Source organism: Bradyrhizobium sp. 172 (assembly GCF_023101065.1).
In the GTDB taxonomy this organism is placed as follows: domain Bacteria; phylum Pseudomonadota; class Alphaproteobacteria; order Rhizobiales; family Xanthobacteraceae; genus Bradyrhizobium; species Bradyrhizobium canariense_D.
In genome coordinates, this window is the sequence record NZ_CP064701.1 from 96,888 (window position 1) to 114,223 (window position 17,336).

Consider the following 17,336-nt stretch of genomic DNA (forward strand, 5'->3'; position numbering starts at 1 on the left):
GCTTCTTATCCCCGAAGAGGAGCGAGTCAGGCGGCTAGCCGGCCTGCCTCTCGTCGGTCGGATAGACGCCGCGCAGCACCTCCTCGAAGTGCATCTTCACGGCCTCGTTGCACAGGCAGGAGCGCAGGCGCAGGCCCTCGCGGTTGCGGACCAGGATCGATCCGCGTCGCGTGTCGAGCACGCCCTCCGCCTTGAACGACTGGAGCACGCGGCTGGCATAGCTGCGGCCGACGCCGAGCAGTGTCGCGAGTTGCTCGTGCGTCAGAGGCACGCTGCTCTCGTCGCCGGTCCGCTCCATAGCGGCCAGCATCCATTTGGCGGTGCGCTGCTCGATCGAGTGAATGGCGTTGCAGGCGGTGGACTGGAAGATCTGAGCCAGCATGCAGTCGGCGTAACGAGCGAAGACATGGCGCAACGAGGGCGAGCGCTGCTTGGCGGCCTCCAGCTTGCTGACGTGAATTCGCGCAAACGGCCCGCCGAATTTCACGCAGATCCGGGTATAGGCCGGCAGATAACCCTCGCTGACGATGCCGCCCACCGCGCCTTCGCGGCCGACCAGGATGGTCTCGACATCGCGGCCGTCCTCATTGGGAACGAGGAAGGTTGCAAGCGACGGTCCGCAGGGGAAGTGGACGACCTGGACGTCGTCGCCGGGGTTGTAGAGCAGCTCATTCGCTGCGGCGCTTTCGAGCATGACATGCGGCGCAAGCAGGGCGAAGTCGGCCGGGCTCAAGCGCCGCAGCAGATTGTTGGTCGGCCGGCTATCGATCTCGGTGGCGTTGCTGGTCCGCGCGTCCATCTTAAACTCCCATCCGCCTCCACATTTAGCGAGTTCCGACGAGGTCCTGTGTGCACAAGTAGACAGACCTAACAACTGTGATGTGGTGGTTTCGTTCCGGGAACCTCCGCGCCGGGTACAGGCGTCGTGACGCGGTATCCCAGTCAGAGAAACCTCATGCTCCAAGTTACGATGATGGCACCCGCTGTTTCCGATGGTTCAAACTGTCCCGCCGATGTGCTCATTGTCGAGGACGATCCGATCATCGCGATCGACTTCGAAGATCGCCTGCTCGGATTTGGCGTGAAGAGCGTCCGCACGGTAGGTTCAGTGGCGCAGGCGCTGACCGCAATCGCGGCGCACGCCCCCGAATTCGCCTTGCTCGACGTCGGTTTGAGTCGCGAGAACAGCTTTGCGGTCGCCGAACGGCTCGCGGCGCTGAAAATTCCCTTTGTGTTCGTCACCGGCTACGGCGCTGACGCGCGCATCCCGCCCGAATTCGCCGGCCAGCCGCGATTGCAGAAGCCGTGTTCGAGCGACGCGCTGGAGGCGGCGCTCCAGGTCCGCGCGGCGAACTAGCGATACGGCGTCAGGCCGGCTTCGGATCGAGCGTGGTTGACCACAGCGCGACGTCGGCGCGGTCGCGCAAGGTCACCGTCATCTGGCCGGAAGCGCCGTCGATCTTGACGTGACCGAAGAACTGCATGCCGGCGGATGGCGGCAGGTTCTGGTTGTCTTTCCCGGGCGCCTTGACGAAACGCACCTCCGGCCCAAACGTATTGTCGAGCGCGTTCGGACCGAATGTGCCCGCGTGAAGCGGGCCCGACACGAACTCCCAGAACGGCTCGAAATCCTGGAATTGCGCCTTGTTCGGATCGTAATAATGCGCGGCCGCGTAATGCACGTCCCCCGTGAGCCACACGGTGTTGCTGACCGGCGCCATCTTGATGAAACGCAGGATGTCGGCGATCTCGAACTCGCGGCCGCGCACCGGGCCGTCGCCCTGCGCAATGGCTTCCGATCCCCCCTTCGGCGTGTCTGACACGACGAGGCTGAGCGGCATGTCGGAGGCGATCACTTTCCAGGTCGCGCGAGAATTCAACAGGCCGCGCTTGAGCCAGGCGATCTGGTCCGGGCCGAGGAAATAGCTGGCCGGGTCGTAAACGGTTTCGAGGTTGGGGCCGTTCGGGCCGCGATAGCTGCGCTCGTCGAGCACGAACACGTCGAGATGGGGACCATAGGAGATCTGGCGATAGACGCGGCCGGGCTCGACGATGCTCTCGCGCATCGGATACATCTCGTGGAAGGCACGGCTTGCGCGGGCCGCAAGCAGTGCGATGTCGCGCTCCTTGTAGGTCGCCGGCAGCTCCTTCGACAGCGACCAGTTGTTGGTCACCTCATGGTCGTCCCACTGCACGAAGATCGGCACTTCGGCATTGAAGGCGCGAAGATTGTCGTCGGTGAAATTGTATTTGTGCGCGGCGCGGTACTCGTCCAGCGTCTCGGCGACCTTGGCCTTCTCGGGAATCGTGACGTTCTTCCAGATCTTGCCGTCCGCGAGCTTCACCTCGGACTGGATAGGGCCGTCGGCATAGATGGTGTCACCGGAGTGCAGGAAGAAATCCGGACGGTGCTTGCGCATCGCCGAGAAGGTGAACATGCCGCCGTCATCAGGGTTGATGCCCCAGCCTTGTCCTGCGACGTCGCCGCCCCAGACGAAGCTGACGTCGCGACGGTCGGCGGGTGCGGTGCGGAAGCGGCCGGTCACCGGCTCGCCCTCCACCGCGGTGTGCGAAAGATCGCGGAAGCGGACGCGATAAAAAATGTCCTGTCCGCCCGGCAGGTTTTCGATCAGCATCTTCGCGGTGAAGTCGCTGTCGGGCAGCGCCGCGATCGGCGGCAGCGCGCGGGCATCCCTGAACGACTCCGTCGTCGCCACCTCGACCAGCATCTGTGCGGGCCGGTCGGTGCGCGCCCAGACCACGCCGCTGTCGACGGTGACGTCGCCCGACTGCACGCCATGGGTCACCGCCGGCCGGTCGGCCGCGCGGGAGAGATGGGGCATTGCGACCGCGCCGAGCGCGCCGGCGCTGGTCGTCAGGAAACGGCGGCGGGAGAATTTGATGTTCATGAAGACGGTCTCGATATCGCGTGAGGCGATCGCCCAGGGCGGTCGCCATGGTGAAGCAGACGCTATATTGAGACAATGTGACGCGGCGATAACGCGCGAGCGCTTACGCGTTGCCAGCGGCCCGGAATTGGGCACCGGCGCGCTGCAGGTTCTGCGGCAGGCTGAACAGCACCGCCTTGCGGTCGGCAACCGCCGCATGGAACTGGTCGAGCGCGATGTTGAAGGCGGTGAGCGCACCTTCCTCGATCGCGCCGTGGTCGTAGCAGCGCAGCGTATCGCGCAGGATCTCGTCGGCCTCGGTCTGCATCTGATCGAGATCTTCGGTCGTTTCGCTCTTTCGAGCGGCGGTGATCATGTCGAGCAGCCGCTCGCGCAGATGGCTGTTGTTGTCGCGCTCGTCCTTCTTCAGATAGCCCGCAAACCAGGCGCCGATCGAGCCCATGGCCGAGAGCGCCATCAGGGTCCACCAGATGTAATCGCTGTATCTGTCGAGGAAGGTCTTTTCTTCGCCGTCGACGAAAGCGGCGGCGCCGGGATGCACGGGAATCACCGCATCCTTGTCGGTGTCGGGCGTTTCGATCTTCGCCGCCAGCGGGAATTCCGTCACCAATTGCTGGCGTACGGAGAAAAGCTGGCGCGTGAACGCCGCGATGGTGGTTTCGGACACTGCTTTGCGCGCCACGATGTGGTGCGAGAAGCTGATGGTCTTGACCTCGTCATCGGGACGATCGGGCGAGCCGCCGTAAGTGCCCGCGGGAATCTCGGCCGCTTCATAGACCGGATGGTTCTGGGCGATCGCATCCGCGGAATCGATCGCGAGAAAGGTCGGCGTGCCGAAATCCTTGGTGGAAGCGGCGATCGCCTCCGCCGTGATCTTGCTGTTGACGGGACCGGCCGCGAGATAGGCATCAGCCCTCTGCGCCTTGATCGCTTCGACGGCTTCGGTTGCCGGGTATTGCACGATCTCGACCTTGGCGGGATCGACACCGTATTGCTGCAGGATCACCTTGAGCAAATTGACGTTGGCCTGGGTGCGGCCGACCACGCCGACCCGATGTCCGGCGAGCTGCGCGATCTTGGTGATCTTCGCGCCCTTCTTCTTGCCCTTGCCGGACACGGACCATAGCGCCACGACGTTCTTGCGCAGGGTCGCAACCGCTTGCGCGTTCTTCGGTACGTCGACGTCGCCGCGCACAATGGCAAGATCGGCCTTGCCTTCCGCGAGCAGATTGGCGCTGGCGGTGGCGCCGTCGGTCTGGATCGGGCGCAACCGCACAGAACTCTTATGCTGCGCGAAGGCCTGGGTCAGTGCCTGCACGACCTTGACGTCATCGCTGTTGGCGGGGCCGACCGCGATCTTCAGCGTCACCGGCCGCATGGCAAAGTAATAGCCGCCGGCGAGCGCGCCAACGATCGCGAGCACCAGCGCGAGAGTCACGAGCGCCGTCTTCCGCGCCGATGATCGCGGCGAGGGCGGGGTGGGCGCTTCGGCCAGGTCCAATCCCCCGGTCATCGATCTCCCGAACATTCGCTTGAGGCTCAGTTTCATCTTGGCCGGCGGTTTACGCCTGCAAGTGTAGCAAATTTCTTGTCCGGCAGGGTTACATCTCCGTCATGGTTAGCGGATGGGGTCCAATCCCGTATGAACCCGGGGCGTCAGTGCGGTGTTAGGGTAAAGTTCCCCTGAAAGGACGGAGGCGAGGATGACAGAACGGCTCTCGGCGGAGGCACGCAGGCAGGCGCTGGGCGAACTACCTGGCTGGACCGAGGCTCAAGGACGCGAGGCGATCGGGAAAACCTTTGTCTTCAAGGATTTCAACGAGGCGTTCGGCTTCATGACCCGCGCGGCACTGGTCGCCGAGAAGATGGACCACCACCCCGAATGGCGCAATGTCTACAAAACGGTGGAGGTGGTGCTGTCGACCCATGACGCCGGCGGCGTCACCGCGCTCGACATCGAGCTCGCCAAGGCGATGAACGCCATCGCCAAGCTGACACCAGGCTGACGTCTTGCAGGGGAAGGCCGCGTCCCCATCTTGTGATCAGCACGGGATGCGGCGATCTGCCACCCAGGCTGGAACGGGGAGTTTGTCGAACATGGCTGCCGAACACAGCGTCGGTTTCGAGCCCGCCGACCGGCTCGCGGAAGATCGTGAGAGCGTGCGCCGCCGCTTCTGGCGCAAGCTGAAGCGTGTCGCCGCGCATCTGCCGTTCGCGGAGGATCTGCTCGCGGCCTATTACTGCGCGTTCGACCGCCAGACGCCACGCCATGTCCAGGCCTCGCTGCTCGGGGCGATCGCCTATTTCATCCTGCCGTTTGATTTCGTTCCCGACGTGATGCCGATCCTCGGCTTCACCGATGACGCCGCCGTACTCGCCACCGCGATCCGCATGGTTGCCAGCCACATCACGAACGAGCATCGCGAAGCCGCCCGCGCCGCGCTGAAGCGCGGGGTGGATGAGGTGGAGCCGGAAGCCGCGCAATAGCTGTCGCCGCATACTCCGCTGTCATTCCTCGCGATGGTGCGGAATCCAGCACGCCGCGGCCTTCCGATTGAACCATAACCGTCTCGGAATGCTGGATCGCCGCCTTCGCGGGCGATGACAGCTGTATGTGTGGATGACTGCTCGCTACTTCTTCTCCGCCTGCGCCTGGGCCTGGGCCTTTTCGGCGTCCCACGCCTGGAATTGCTTGAACAGCGTTTCCTTGTCCGCGTCGGACACTTTTGCGGCCGAGGGGCTCTGTCGCAGGAACGCCTCGAAGCGTTGCCGCGTCACCGGTTCGACGCCGTGGCGGTCGAGCCATTGCTGCGCCACCGGCAATCTGTTCCAGCCCGCCAGGGGCGCCGCGAGCGAGACCTCCTTCCACTTTGGATGGAAGGGCGGGTTCTGCAGCGTCGGGAATTTCGTGAAGAACGCGTCCACGTACAGTGCAAGCTTGCGGTAGCGCTCGGTGTTGGGCGCCCAGTTGTAGGCCGCGAGCACGGCCGGCACCGCGATGGTGTCCACGCTCTCGCCCTCCTTGACCAGGTTCGGATAGTCCTTGGCGGTCAGCGTCGCCGGCAGATAGTCGCTCTGGAGGGGCTTTGCATAATCCACGGTCGCAAGGTGGAAGCGGCCGTCATTGCCGAAGGTCGAAACGGACTTGTACGGTTTGCCGCCGACCACGATGACGGCGTCGATCTCGCCGGCCTTCAGTTTCTCCATCGCGATGCGCTGCTCGACATAAACGAATTTCGCCTTGATCCCGAGCCGCTCGAACACGGTGAGCGCGGTGACGAAGGTGCCGCCGTTGGGCAGATCGACGCTTACAGTTTTGCCTTCCAGATCCTTGAGTGTCGCGACCGATTTTGGCGCGATCACCTGCATCTCTTCGTTGTAGAGCTTCGTCACATAGGTGAATTGCTTCTTGATGTCCTTGGCAAAACCTTTGCGCTCGAGATAGTCGAGCGTATCCGCGCGGACGATTCCGAGATCGACGCCTTGCAGGAACAGGATGTCGGCAACGCTCTGCACCGAACCTCGGCCGACGATTGGCAACACACGAATCCTGTTGCCGTCGTCGAGCACGGAGGCGAGGTCGGCGCCGAATTGCACATAGGTGCCGCCGATCGTGCCGGTGATCAACGTCACGGTGTTGGCGTTCAGCGACTGCTTGGTCGAGGTCGAACCGAACTGGAAGATGGCTTTCAGGCTGTCAGAGACCTTGGCCGGATCATATTCGGTCTGCTCCGCGCGTGCCGCGAAGGCATAGATCATCATGATGGCGGCAAGCGCCATTCTCAAAGCATTACGCATGATATCCCCTAAAGAGTTCTAGTTCTGAAGCTGGGCGAGGCGTTGCCGCGCCTCCGCCGATCCAAGGCCTGCGGCCTTTTGGTACCAGTCGCGCGCGGCGGTCGCGTCGGCAGCAACGCGCCGCGCGTCGCTCGTGCCCAGCACCGCCGGGTCATAGGTTTGCGCGAGCAGAAATGCAGCCGTTGCATCCTGTGCATTGGCGGCCCGTTCGAGCAGCAGGCGCGCCGCGGCAATGTCGCCGACCGCCAACAGACCGTTCGCGCGCGCCATCAGCCCAGCCAGTGTGTCGGCATCGAGCGTCTTAGCGGGCGGTGGGGGCGCAAGCGGCGCCGCGACTGGCCCGGGCGCCTGGGCTTGCAGCGCGGTTTGATAGGCAGTCGCAATCGCTTCGCGGCTCGGAGCTGAGGCTGCGGGGAGATCCTGCGCGTCAGCGCTCGCCAGCCTTGTGTTGCTCAAGCGCGCCGGGTCCTTGTACGCGGTCTGAGGCCTGTCCGGCACGTTGGCCGACGCCATGGCCTGGTCCAGCTCGGCACCCGTCGGGCCGGCAGCGTCGGCGGCGAAGAGATTGCGGAGACTGGGCTGATACAGCGCGGCCGCAACGGCCAGCGTGGATGCGATGAGAACCGCCGCGAGAACACGCGGGACAATTCTGAGCCGGGGACCCAACGCCCGCGCCGTATATTCGCCTGACTCCGGCACACCGAGCGGATCGGACAGGAACAGTGGAATTGGATCTTCCGGTGACAGATCGAGCCGCGCGGCGCGCGCACGGATATAGGACGCGACGGCCGGATGTGATGCAGCTTGATCGGAATCGAACGATCTCGATTCCCTGGACGGGCGGTACGCCGTCGTCTCCATGGTGATGCTCCCCACTACTAACGCAACGCTGGGGCATCCCGGCTTCAGTCTTTTTGTTGTTGTCCAGAAATGCCCCGCAAACTGGAGCCGGTAAATCGCCGTCTGAATCAGCCCAAAAAACGTCGGCGGCTTGCGCGAATCGGGAGATATTTGGGTTTGATTGAGGCGAGGCGGAGGAATGCCCCGCAATTTTGTCGACAATGGTTGACGGGGATTGACCCGGCGGCGGCGCGGACACTGCCTGTCCCGCGCTCGCGGTCATTCCCCGCGAAGGCGGGAAACCAGTACGCCGCGGCTTCTCGATTCAATGACTGACGTCTCGGAGTACTGGTCGCCCGGTCAAGCCGGGCGATGACAGTTGAGCTCGTGGCGAGCGGCCGTACCGACACACGTCGTGCCGCATAGCCTCACGGATGCAGGATCACTTTGCCCATCGCCTGGCGTCCGGCGAGCACCTTGAGCGCATCCGCCGTCTGCGCCAGCGGGAAGACGCGATCGACATGCGAGGAGATCTTTCCTTCCGCTGTCCACTTCACGAGCTTCTCGAGATTGGCGCGGTTCTTTTCCGGGTTGAGCCGGGTCCAGGCGCCCCAGAACACGCCGCGGATATCGCAGCCCTTCAGCAGCGCGAGGTTCAGCGGCATCTTCGGAATGTCGCCGGCGGCGAAGCCGATCACGAGGAAGCGGCCTTCCCAGGCAATCGAGCGCAGGGCCTGCTCGGCATAGGTGCCACCAACCGGATCGAAGATGATGTCGACGCCCTTGCCGCCCGTAAGCTTTCGCAGGCCTTCCTTCAAATCTTCCTTGCCGTAATTGAGCGCGAGTTCTGCGCCGTGCGCCTTCGCGAATTCGAGCTTCTCGTCCGACGAGGCGCAGGCGATCACCTTCAGGCCCATCAGCTTGCCGAGCTCGCACGCGGCAAGTCCGGTGCCGCCGGCGGCGCCGAGCACCGCGAGCGTCTCGCCCGGCTTCGGGCTCGCGCGATCTTCCAGCGCATGCAGCGCGGTGCCGTAGATGATGATGATGCCGGCCGCGCGGTCATAATCGAGATTGTCGGGGATCTTCACGATCGATGCCGCCGGCAGCGCGATCTTTTCGCGCGCGCCGTTGTGGCCGCAGGAGGCGACGACGCGATCGCCGATCTTCAGATCAGTCACGCCGGGACCGATGCTCTCGATCACCCCAGCCACTTCGGCGGCCGGCGAGAACGGGAATGGCGGCTTGATCTGGTACTTGCCTTGAATCATCAGGATGTCGAAGAAGTTCAGCGCCGCAGCCTTGATCGCGATCACGGCTTCGCCGGGACCGGCCACCGGATCCGGCACGTCGGCCAGAACGAGATCGTCGGGCTGGCAATATTGCGAGCAGAGGATGGCTTTCATGGCGGCACCTTCTTGAGAAGTGAAGTACTGGGCGTTTCGAGTGGATTTATAGTTTGCCCGTTTCTGCCGGATTTAGGTGCGGGCGACAATCCGGTTTCTTTGTCAGTTGGAACGCAGGAGCCTATCCTCCCGTCATTGGGAGCGTAGCGAAGCCTATTTCCGCGGTACGGTTTCCCGCTGCGCGCGCAACGACGAAACAAGAAGGATTCAAACCATGTTTGAAACAGGCCTGCTCAAGGACAAGCGCATCCTCGTCACCGGCGGCGGTTCGGGCCTCGGTGCTGCAATGGCGCACCGTTTCCTCGCGCTCGGCGCCGAGCTCGTGATCTGCGGCCGCAAGCTCGATCGGCTCGAGGCGGCGGCGAGCAAGATGCGCGAAGAGAACGGCGGCAAGGTCACCACGATCGCCTGCGATATCCGAGACGGCACCGCCGTCGAGAGCATGATGGACGCGATCTGGCGCGGGGCGCCGCTCGATATTCTCGTCAACAATGCGGCTGCGACTTTCATCGCGCAGAGTGAGCATCTCTCATTCCGCGCCGCGGATGCGATTCTCGCGCCGACCCTGCATGGTGCGATGTATTGCACGCTTGCCGCCGGCAAGCGCTGGATCGACGGCAAGCATGGCGGCGTCGTGCTCTCGATCCTCTCGACCTCGACCATCACCGGTCGCGCCTTCACCGTGCCGTCGGCGATGGCGAAGTCGGCCGTGTTGGCGATGACCAAAAGTCTCGCCGTGGAATGGGGCCCGAAGGGAATCCGCACCGTCGCGATCGCGCCGGGACCGTTCCCGACCGCCGGCGCCTCGGGCCAGCTCCGCCCCGAGGGTCGCGACGAAGGGTGGGCCGCGCGCAACCCGATGGGACGAGCCGGCGAGCACCCCGAGCTTGCCGACCTCGCCAGCTTCCTAGTCTCCGACCGTGCCGGCTACATCAACGGCGAGATGGTGGTGATCGACGGTGGCGCGCATTTGCGCAGCTCCGGCGTCGAGGATTTGTTGCGCTGGACCGATGCGCAATGGGCGGAGCAACGCGCGGCGCGATCCAGGGCCTAGTCGCCGCGACCTTCGCTAACTGCCTTCCCAAATTGGACTTTCCCGGCTATCCCTGCCCCGGGGACAATGCGCGACCGGGCCATCTTCCAGTCACAATATTGAGGGAACCACTCCAGCATGTGGCGGGTGCTGATTTTAGCTTTGATGACGGGCGTGGCGGCCTGTGGAATCATCGATTCCGCGCGGGCGCAGACGGCGCAGCCTGCGCCCAAGACTGCACCGAAAGAGGCCGCGCCGAAACCGGCCGCGCCGGCGGCCAATACGACCGGAAAGACGGCTGCAAAGCCCGAGAGCAAGCCGGCGGCCCCGCACGCGGCGGTTGCCGGCGGCGCGGAGCCAACCCTGATCGGTCAGTTCGGCACCTGGGGCGCCTATTCGGCCGCGCCCAACGGCAAAAAGGTCTGCTTCGCGCTGGCCAAGCCGTCGTCGTCGAAGACCAACCCGCCGAATCGGCCGCGCGATCCTGCCTATGCCTTCGTCTCCACCCGCCCGGCGGAGAAGGTCAACAACGAAGTCTCGGTCATGATCGGCTATGCGCTGAAGCCGGGCTCTGAATCCTCGGTCGAGGTGGGCGGCGCCGCTTTCGCCATGTACTCGCAGGGCGACGGTCTCTGGATCAAGAACGCGGCCGAGGAAGAGCGGATGGTCGAGGCCATGCGCAAATCCGCCGATCTCGTGGTCAAGGGCATGTCGTCCAAGGGGACCGAGACCACCGACACCTTTTCGCTGAAGGGCCTTGCCCAGGCGCTTGACAAGATCGCGCAGGATTGCAGGCGTTAAGCCTGCGGTCGATAAGGTCGCAATCGGCCGTTCCGGTTGCTATATAGGGCGCGTTCCAGATTTTCTCCCGTCATTCCGGGGCGATGCGTAGCATCGAACTCGGAATCTCGAGGTTCCGGGTTTAGTCCTTTGGACCATCCCAGAACGACCACCTAAATCAGGCCATTCCATGCAACCGACGACCGAGCCGCACAACGCAACACTGGTGGAGAAGACTCCGCTCGAGACCTATGTGCCGCCGGCGAGGCCCTCGCTGATCGGCCTGTCGCGCACCGAGCTTGCCGATCGCCTCGGCGAGATCGGCGTTGCACCGGCGCAGCGCAAGATGCGCGTGCAGCAGCTGTGGCACTGGATGTATTTCCGTGGCGCCCAGAATTTCGAAGAGATGACGTCGGTCTCGAAGGGCATTCGTGCCGAGCTCGCGCAACATTTCACCGTCGACCGGCCCGAAGTCGTGGCCGAGCAGATCTCCAACGACGGCACCCGCAAATGGCTGCTGCGGCTGCCGAGCGGCGACAATGTCGAGCGGGCGCATGAAGTCGAGTGCGTCTACATCCCCGAAACCGATCGCGGCACGTTGTGTGTGTCCTCCCAGGTCGGCTGCACGCTGAACTGCTCGTTCTGCCACACCGGCACGCAGCGCCTGGTGCGCAATCTCACCGCCGGGGAGATCGTCGGACAGGTGATGGTGGCGCGCGATCGTCTGAATGATTGGGCCGATCGCGAAGACGGTACGCGCCGCGTCACCAACATCGTGATGATGGGCATGGGCGAGCCGCTCTACAATTTCGACGCGGTGCGCGACGCGCTGCTGATCGTCGGCGACAACGAAGGCATCGGCATCTCCCGCCGCCGCATCACGCTGTCGACCTCGGGTGTGGTCCCGAATATCGTGCGCGCGGGCGAGGAGATTGGAGTGATGCTCGCGATCTCGCTGCATGCGGTGCGCGACGAGCTGCGTAACGAGCTGGTGCCGCTCAACCGCAAATATCCGATCAAGGAATTGCTGCAGGCCTGCCGCGACTATCCCGGCGCCTCGAACGCGCGCCGCATCACCTTCGAATATGTGATGCTCAAGGGCGTCAACGATTCGCTCGACGATGCCAAGCTGCTGGTGAAGATGCTCAAGGGCATTCACGCCAAGATCAATCTGATCCCGTTCAACCCCTGGCCCGGCACCGCCTATGAGTGCTCGGACTGGGACCAGATCGAAAAATTCTCCGAATACGTCTTCAACGCCGGCTATTCCTCGCCGGTGCGCACTCCGCGCGGCCGCGACATCCTCGCCGCCTGCGGCCAGCTCAAGTCGGAGACGGAAAAGCTCTCGGCCCGTGAACGCCAGACGCTGCGGGCCATGGCGATGACGGATTGATATTGATGATGGCGACGCTCTCAACGCCCGTCATGGCCGGGCTTGACCCGGCCATCCACGTCGAGCCACGAGAGAGCAAGTCGTGGATGCCCGGGTCAAGCCCGGGCATGACGATTGTGGATGTGGCGACGCCGTCAGTCACCAATTCGTTCCCATCATGTCCCTGATCGGCCGCCTCGTCGTCATCTTCATCGGCTTCCTCGCCGCCTGTTTCGTCGGCGGCATGATCGTTGTCGTCGCGCTGTTGTTTCCGGAGTTCGCCGATCTCGGCGCCGGTCCCGTCGATCAGGGCACGATCGATATCCTGCTCGGGTTCGGCTTCATCTTCGTCTCGGGCTTTGCGCTGGTGCCGGCGGCGGTGATCGTGGCGATCACCGAGGCGCTCTACATCCGCAGCGCGCTCGCCTATGCCGTGGGCGGAGGCGTCGTGGGGCTCGCCTGCTATCTCGGCCTGGTCCCGTTTCATTCCGACACGCTGCAATTCGAAGGCATTGTGCGGCGGCATCTGGAGATCATGACCGGCGCGGGCATCGTCGCCGGCGTCGTCTACTGGCTGATCGCCGGCCGCAATGCCGGCGCTTGGCGCAATCCGCCGCCTGCGCGCCAACCGCCTCCGCCGCTGCCGTCGAATTCGCGGCCGGATGCGCGGTGACTTTCTGACTTGTCACGGGGTTTTCATCCCTTTCCCACTGGGCTAAACCGCGCGCCATGAACCGGACTGGACTCTTCATCGCCCTGGCGCTGTGGCTCGTGATCGGCGTCGTTTTCGGCCTCTATCCCGAGCTTGATCTCAAGCTCGCCGCGCTGTTCTTCGACCCTGAGACGAAAACGTTTCCGCTCAAGCTGAACGGTTGGGCCGGCTTCGCGCGCGACGCCGCGATGTGGGTCGCCTGGGCGTTCGTGCTGCCTGCGCTGATCGCGCTCGTGGTCAAGATGGTCCGGCCCGACCGCCCGCTGATGGTATCCGGTCGCGCGATCGTCTTCCTGCTGGTCACGATCATCATGTCGGCCGGCATCCTCACCAATCTCGCCTTCAAGTCCTATTGGGGCCGGCCGCGCCCGGTGGTGGTGACGCAGTTCGCCGGCGACCAGCAATTCGTGCCGTGGTGGGATCCGCGCGGGGGCTGCGCGCGCAACTGCTCGTTCTTCTCGGGCGAGGGCGCGACCGCGTTCTGGACGCTGGCGCCGGCCGCACTGGCACCGCCGGCGTGGCGACCGCTCGCTTATGCCGGAGCCGTGGTGTTCGGCCTCGTGACCAGCGGGCTGCGGATGGCCTTTGGCGGCCATTTCTTCACCGACGTGTCGATCGCCGGCCTCGTCACCTTCGTCGTGATCTGGTTTGCCTACGCGCTGATTTACCGCTGGCCGCGGACCCGGTTTTCCGACGAGGCGGTCGATGCCGCCCTGACTCGGCTGAACATGCCCGCTTACCGGCTCCGCCAGCGCCTGTTCGGACGCAAGACGGGTGCCGAGCCGTCAGTTTGAGCCATTAAAGGGGTGCCGAGCCCCGCGAAATTTGATATTCGCGCGGTCAACCCGTGAAACGACATCAGCCCTTCGAGACCGATTGGAAGCCCCATGACCACGATCCTGAAAAGCCTGCCCAAGGGGGAGAAAGTCGGCATCGCTTTTTCGGGCGGCCTCGATACCAGCGCGGCGCTGCTCTGGATGAAGCAGAAGGGCGCGCGCTGCTACGCCTATACCGCCAATCTCGGCCAGCCGGATGAGGCCGATTACAACGAGATCCCGCGCAAGGCGATGGAGTTCGGCGCGGAGAAAGCGCTGCTGGTCGATTGCCGCACGCAGCTCGTCCACGAAGGCATCGCCGCTATCCAGTCCGGCGCCTTTCATATCTCGACCGGCGGCATCACCTATTTCAACACCACGCCGCTCGGGCGCGCCGTCACCGGCACGATGCTGGTCGCGGCGATGAAGGAGGACGGCGTCAACATCTGGGGCGACGGCTCGACCTTCAAGGGCAACGACATCGAGCGCTTCTATCGCTACGGCCTCCTGACCAATCCGGGCCTGCGCATCTACAAGCCCTGGCTCGACCAGCAGTTCATTGACGAGCTCGGCGGCCGCGCCGAGATGTCGGCGTTCATGACGGCGCAGGGCTTTGCCTACAAGATGAGCGCCGAGAAGGCGTATTCGACCGACAGCAATCTGCTCGGCGCGACGCACGAGGCCAAGGATCTTGAAAGTCTCGACAGCGGCATCAAGATCGTCAACCCGATCATGGGCGTGCCGTTCTGGCGTGACGACTGCAACGTCAAGGCCGAGAAGGTTGTGGTGCGTTTCGAGGAAGGCCAGCCGGTCGCGCTGAACGGCCAGACCTTCTCTGATCCCGTCGCGCTGTTCCTCGAAGCTAACGCCATCGGCGGCCGCCACGGCCTCGGCATGAGCGACCAGATCGAGAACCGCATCATCGAGGCCAAGAGCCGCGGCATCTATGAAGCGCCCGGTATGGCGCTGCTGCACATCGCCTATGAGCGCCTCGTCACCGGCATCCACAACGAAGACACCATCGAGCAGTACCGCATCAGCGGCATGCGCCTCGGACGCCTGCTCTACCAGGGCCGCTGGTTCGATTCGCAGGCCCTGATGTTGCGCGAGACCGCGCAGCGCTGGGTCGCGCGCGCCGTCACCGGCGAGGTCTCGCTCGAGCTGCGCCGTGGCAACGACTACTCGATCCTCAACACCGAAAGCCCGAACCTCACCTATGCGCCGGAGCGGCTCAGCATGGAGAAGGTCGAGGACGCGGCGTTCACGCCGGCCGATCGCATCGGTCAGCTCACCATGCGCAACCTCGACATCAACGATACCCGCGCCAAGCTGAAGCTCTACAGCGACACGGGCCTGCTCTCGGGCAGCGAAGGCTCGCAGATCTTCCGGCTGGAGAGCGACAAGAGCTGACACGCTCCATCCGGGCTACGAAACAAAACAAAAAATGGCCGGGATTGCTCCCGGCCATTTTGCATTTGTGTGTCGCCTCAGCGCGGCGGCGCGGTGCCGGGCGGGGGCGGCGGCAGCGAGGCCTGGCCGCCGTTGAGCAACGGCGTGATGTTGCGGACGGTGACGCGCCGGTTGATCGCGCTCGGTCCTTGCGTCTGCTCCTTCAGGTACTGCTCGCCATAGCCTTGCGACGTCAGGTTTTCAGACGGCACACCGAATTGCTGGGTCAGCAATTCGGCCGCGGACTGCGCACGACGGTCCGACAATGACAAATTGTCGACGTCGTTGCCGACCGCGTCGGTGTGACCTTCGATCAGGAACACCACGCGCGGGTTGGCCTGGATCGCACGGTTGAGACCGTCCGCGATCGACTGCAGCTTCGCCGCCTGGTCCGGTGGGATGGTCCACGATCCGGTCTCGAAGTTGATCGTGTTGAGGTCGATGCTCGGCATTTGCATGCGAACATTCGGGCTGTAGCGGATCTCGTCGAGCGTGTAGCGACGGTTGATCCGCTGCACCGGCGGCGCCACCATCGTCTCGTAGATCACGTCCGGCGAGGCCTCCTGGGCGTCGACGATATAGCGATCGTAGGGCATGTTGACGACGGGCGGCGGCGCGTCGACATAGAAACCGCCGACCGACTGCGGATCGCGGTAGCTGTTGTCGATGATGACGAGCTCGCGCCCGGCCGGGTCCCTGCGGATTCGCCGCAGCAGCCGACCGTCCTGACCTACAACGGTAATGATCTCGCTGCCGTCGGGACGGATCACCACGGTGCGGGTATCGGCGCCGACAGTTTCGGTGCGGATGTCGCGGGCGCCATAGCGGAAGCGATAGAGATCGTTGCCGCGGACGTAGGTCTGCCCACCCGGATCGCGGATGATGATGCGGTCCGGCTCGGTGTAGACGGTGCGGCCGCCTTCGACCGACTCGCGGCGCTGGTTGCGGTAGTCGGCGATGGTGGCGCCGATCACGGCACCGGCGACGACACCTGCACCGATCGCGAGCGGCGTCAGGTCACGCTGCGGCGGACGCGGCGGTGGCGGCAGGGGCGTGGTCGTCGTGGGCGCGGCGCGGAACGCCGGCGCAACCGTGGGCGCCGCGTATTGCGCCCTGTTGGGCGGCGGGGTCGCAGCCGCCGAGCCCGGCACGGTGCTCGGTGCAGCGGCGCCGGCGGGGGGAGCCGGCGGCCGGGGCGGGGCGCCTGCCTGCGGCTGGGTCGGCGGAGCTCCGGCAGCGGGTGCACCAGCAGGAGGCGCACCACCCTGGCGTCCAGGGGGCGGTGTCACGGCGCCACCGGGGGCCGGCGTCGTTGTCGGAGCCGGAGTTGCACTAGGCGCAGGAGGCGAACCTGGACGGCCGGGCGGCGGCGTCGGAGTGCCACCGGGAGTCGGCGTGGCCGTCGGCGCGGGCGTGGCGCCTGGAGCAGGTGACCCTGCAGCCGGGGGCGCACCAGGACGTCCGCCGGGAGGCGGCGTACCGGGGCGGCCAGTCGGCGGCGTGCCCGGCGTGCTGCCTGGAGCCGGCGTCGCGGTCGGCGCAGGAGTCGCCGTCGGTGACGGTGTGGCTGCAGGTGCAGCCGGAGCACCCGGTCGCGCGGTCGGAGCGGCCGGCGCAGGCGACGGTGTTGCCGTGGGCGCCGGCGCTGGGCGTCCCTGCGGAGTTGCTGCCGCAGGCGGCGTCGGTGCGTGCTGCGGAGCCGCGGCGGACGGCGGTGCTGGCGGCGGGGGAGCCGGGCGCGCGGAAGGCGGTGCCGGAGGCGGCGGTGTCGGCGCGTGCTGTTGCGGAGCCGCAGCCGGGGGCGGCGCTGCTGGGCGCGGCGGTGCCGCAGCCGGCGGAGGCGCTGCCGGCGGATGGGGAGGTGCAGCTGCGGGCGGCGGTGCGGCCGGGCGCGCGGGCGCCGCAGGCGGCGCGGCCGCTGGTGGTCCCTTCGGCGGCTGCTTCGGTTTTCCGTCAGGGCCGGTCTCTTGTGGCTGCGCCTGCGCGACGACAAGCGGCGGCGCGCCTTGTGCATGCGATGCGGAGCTTGCGAATTGCATCGCGGTCAGAGCCGTGGTGGCAAGCAGCACGAAACGAAGGTTGGTCATGTGGTGAACTTCCCCGGAAGGTTCTTTGACGAAGTGTTCGGATGAACAGCTACGCGTTAGGCCGGATTGTGGCGGACGAAGCGGACGCGGCCCGATTTATTTCTGCACGCAAATCACCTCACTATGGTGACGTTCATT

The 17,336-nt window shown here is 65.0% G+C and carries 16 protein-coding genes; 9 read left to right on the top strand and 7 right to left on the bottom strand.

All coding sequences use genetic code 11. The annotated features are described in order from the left end of the window. Positions 1–34 precede the first annotated feature (34 nt). Positions 35–799: a Crp/Fnr family transcriptional regulator gene (locus IVB07_RS00475; protein ID WP_247767437.1), complete on the bottom strand. Its 765-nt coding sequence runs from the start codon at positions 797–799 to the stop codon at positions 35–37. Positions 800–955: 156 nt separating this feature from the next. On the opposite strand from IVB07_RS00475, the gene IVB07_RS00480 reads away from it, so the two are divergent. Further along, positions 956–1,357, top strand: coding sequence for a response regulator (locus IVB07_RS00480; RefSeq protein WP_026233873.1), 402 nt, complete (start codon positions 956–958; stop codon positions 1,355–1,357). 10 nt (positions 1,358–1,367) lie between these two features. Here IVB07_RS00480 and IVB07_RS00485 read toward each other — a convergent pair whose 3' ends face one another. Both IVB07_RS00485 and IVB07_RS00490 read right to left on the bottom strand, forming a co-directional pair. Then, positions 1,368–2,909 carry an alkaline phosphatase D family protein gene (locus tag IVB07_RS00485; RefSeq protein ID WP_247767438.1) on the bottom strand — a complete coding sequence of 514 codons (1,542 nt, stop codon included), beginning with the start codon at positions 2,907–2,909 and terminating at the stop codon, positions 1,368–1,370. 103 nt (positions 2,910–3,012) lie between these two features. Further along, positions 3,013–4,458, bottom strand: coding sequence for a TAXI family TRAP transporter solute-binding subunit (locus IVB07_RS00490; protein WP_018459758.1), 1,446 nt, complete (start codon positions 4,456–4,458; stop codon positions 3,013–3,015). Positions 4,459–4,612: 154 nt separating this feature from the next. Here IVB07_RS00490 and IVB07_RS00495 point away from each other — a divergent pair, with 154 nt between their 5' ends. Both IVB07_RS00495 and IVB07_RS00500 read left to right on the top strand, forming a co-directional pair. Next, positions 4,613–4,915, top strand: a complete 303-nt coding sequence (locus IVB07_RS00495; RefSeq protein WP_018459759.1) for a 4a-hydroxytetrahydrobiopterin dehydratase — start codon at positions 4,613–4,615, stop codon at positions 4,913–4,915. Positions 4,916–5,006: 91 nt separating this feature from the next. Next, complete coding sequence (locus tag IVB07_RS00500) at positions 5,007–5,396, top strand: YkvA family protein (RefSeq protein WP_018459760.1); 390 nt, start codon at positions 5,007–5,009, stop codon at positions 5,394–5,396. Between the two features lie 144 nt (positions 5,397–5,540). On the opposite strand, the gene IVB07_RS00505 is transcribed toward IVB07_RS00500, so the two are convergent. The 3 genes from IVB07_RS00505 to IVB07_RS00515 all read right to left on the bottom strand — a co-directional run bounded on the left by IVB07_RS00505 (position 5,541) and on the right by IVB07_RS00515 (position 8,950). Then, entirely contained in the window at positions 5,541–6,707 is a 1,167-nt protein-coding gene (locus IVB07_RS00505; protein WP_247338184.1) for a TAXI family TRAP transporter solute-binding subunit, read from the bottom strand. A gap of 18 nt (positions 6,708–6,725) precedes the next feature. After that, positions 6,726–7,757, bottom strand: a complete 1,032-nt coding sequence (locus IVB07_RS00510; protein WP_247767439.1) for a hypothetical protein — start codon at positions 7,755–7,757, stop codon at positions 6,726–6,728. Positions 7,758–7,975: 218 nt separating this feature from the next. Next, on the bottom strand, positions 7,976–8,950 hold the full coding sequence (locus IVB07_RS00515; RefSeq protein ID WP_018459762.1) for an NADPH:quinone oxidoreductase family protein: 975 nt from the start codon (positions 8,948–8,950) through the stop codon (positions 7,976–7,978). A gap of 214 nt (positions 8,951–9,164) precedes the next feature. Between IVB07_RS00515 and IVB07_RS00520 the strand changes: the two genes are divergently transcribed. The 6 genes from IVB07_RS00520 (at position 9,165) to argG (ending at position 15,072) form a co-directional block, all read left to right on the top strand. Further along, a complete protein-coding gene (locus IVB07_RS00520) occupies positions 9,165–10,004 on the top strand; it encodes an SDR family oxidoreductase (protein ID WP_018459763.1) in 840 nt (279 codons plus the stop codon). Between the two features lie 117 nt (positions 10,005–10,121). After that, positions 10,122–10,784, top strand: a complete 663-nt coding sequence (locus IVB07_RS00525; RefSeq protein WP_018459765.1) for an invasion associated locus B family protein — start codon at positions 10,122–10,124, stop codon at positions 10,782–10,784. 169 nt (positions 10,785–10,953) lie between these two features. Continuing rightward, complete coding sequence (rlmN, locus tag IVB07_RS00530; protein ID WP_018459766.1) at positions 10,954–12,156, top strand: 23S rRNA (adenine(2503)-C(2))-methyltransferase RlmN; 1,203 nt, start codon at positions 10,954–10,956, stop codon at positions 12,154–12,156. A gap of 157 nt (positions 12,157–12,313) precedes the next feature. Beyond that, positions 12,314–12,808 (top strand): hypothetical protein, encoded by a 495-nt coding sequence (locus IVB07_RS00535; RefSeq protein WP_018459767.1) that lies wholly within the window; start codon positions 12,314–12,316, stop codon positions 12,806–12,808. Between the two features lie 56 nt (positions 12,809–12,864). Continuing rightward, positions 12,865–13,641, top strand: coding sequence for a phosphatase PAP2 family protein (locus IVB07_RS00540; RefSeq protein WP_018459768.1), 777 nt, complete (start codon positions 12,865–12,867; stop codon positions 13,639–13,641). A 93-nt stretch (positions 13,642–13,734) separates the two neighbouring features. Next, positions 13,735–15,072, top strand: coding sequence for an argininosuccinate synthase (gene argG, locus IVB07_RS00545; RefSeq protein WP_018459769.1), 1,338 nt, complete (start codon positions 13,735–13,737; stop codon positions 15,070–15,072). 77 nt (positions 15,073–15,149) lie between these two features. Here argG and IVB07_RS00550 read toward each other — a convergent pair whose 3' ends face one another. Beyond that, entirely contained in the window at positions 15,150–17,198 is a 2,049-nt protein-coding gene (locus IVB07_RS00550) for an OmpA family protein (RefSeq protein ID WP_247295786.1), read from the bottom strand. Positions 17,199–17,336: the final 138 nt, after the last annotated feature.